Below are 1,614 nucleotides of genomic sequence, written 5' to 3'. Positions count from 1 at the left end.
AGAAAGACTAACTATATAAAGTCAAGTGAGAAATAAAAGAGATGGTTTTAGAGTTGAATAATGATTTTACAGAAATGAAAGCACACGAAATAAACCTGAGAAAAGTTCTTTTTTCGCAAGGTTATTGTCTAATTTCATAGGGTTCATTCTTCTTGAGTATCGCATGAATGATATAGCACAGTTTTCTAGCGACAGCTCCAACAGCCGTGAGGTGATGCTTTCCTTCTGAACGCTTTTTTTGATAGAAGTCTTTAAGAACAGGATCGTGTTGTGATGCCACCAAAGCAGCTGAAAATAAAGACTTTCGCAAATAAGGTGACCCTCGCTTGCTCATGACGTTATGTGTAGCTTCATATTCACCAGATTGTGTGACAGAAGCATCTAAACCAGCATAAGCTACTAACTTTGCAGGATTGGAAAACTTATGAATATCGCCAATTTCTCCAAGAATAGAGGCACCGTTAATGGGGCCGATTCCTGGAACGGTTTCAATGACGGAATGTAGCGTATGCATAATTTTCTTGATTTCCATTTCTGTTTCCTTAATTTGTGTTTCGAGAAACTTCAGCTGTTCAATCATAGAGCGAAGTTGGAAAGTAAAGGCACCTTGGGCAAATTTGATTCCAAAAGAGTGTGACGCTGCCTGTTTTAATGATTCTGCTTTTTCCATACCTAATCGGCTTCGACTGGCTTCACTAAGTAATTCAGCTAATGTATCCGCTGGGACTTTATGAAGTTTCTCGGGGGAGCTATATTCAAGTAAAATTTCTTTGGACGCTTTTCCAAAGATACCTATTTTGCTAAATACAGAATCGTATTCAGGAAATACTTGATCCAATACGGCAATAATTTTTCGTTTAAAGTCACTGGATGTGCCAACCAAATAAGTACGATAACGAGACAATTGTTTGAGAGAGAATATGTTCTCATCGGAAAGGGATGTTTCTATGAAAGCTCCATAGCGAATTAAGTCTGCGATTAATACAGAATCGATAATATCATTCTTTCGTTTTCGAATTTCTGTTCCTTTCCGCCAACCATCTGTTTGAATGGGATTCAGGACATGGATTAAAAGATGACGGTCATGTAAAAATGAGTAGATGGCTAACCAATAGTGCCCAGTAGCTTCCATACCTACAGTAAAGTCGTCTATGGAAGGGGAAAAGGATTGGAGTTTTGTAAGTAATTTTTCTCCACCTTCTGTTGTGTTAGGAAAAGAGAATCCTTTAAGTACAACCTTGCCTTCTTCATTCATAACAGAAGCTACATGAGTACGTTTACCAATATCGATACCAAGGTAGAACATGAAATCACCCTTAAAAAATATTTTGGATTGAATGCCACTCATCTGAAAAGCGTTACTACCTTGTCCTAGATACGGAGTAAGGCGAAAGCCTTCAACATCTAACTCATTCGTAAACTGCTTATCAGAGAGAGACGCCAGTCTTTCGATAACGAGTTCATAGACCCAAGGAGAAAACGGCTTAACCTCTCAATCCAATAAATATATTATCTCAGAAAAACTGAGTTAATATCTAACTAAATTACTTTGGTTCATAGAGTTTCCTATTAAAAATCGGAAGATAAAAACTCTAAATATAATATACAAGGAGA

At 37.3% G+C, this 1,614-nt stretch carries 1 protein-coding gene; it reads right to left on the bottom strand.

The window, feature by feature from the left end; genetic code table 11:
- Window positions 1–121: 121 nt before the first annotated feature.
- Window positions 122–1,306, bottom strand: a complete 1,185-nt coding sequence (locus B494_RS0100395) for an IS110 family RNA-guided transposase (protein WP_017470375.1) — start codon at window positions 1,304–1,306, stop codon at window positions 122–124.
- Between the last annotated feature and the right edge of the window lie 308 nt (window positions 1,307–1,614).

It is taken from the genome of Amphibacillus jilinensis Y1, from assembly GCF_000306965.1.
Lineage (GTDB): Bacteria > Bacillota > Bacilli > Bacillales > Amphibacillaceae > Amphibacillus_C > Amphibacillus_C jilinensis.
The sequence above is the reverse complement of the archived record's forward strand: the minus strand, read 5'-3'. Positions and strand labels throughout refer to the sequence as shown.

Coding starts and splice junctions, on each gene's coding strand:
- B494_RS0100395 (WP_017470375.1), bottom strand. CDS start 1,306: ATGTTCTACCTTGGTATCGATATTGGTAAACGTACTCATGTAGCTTCT.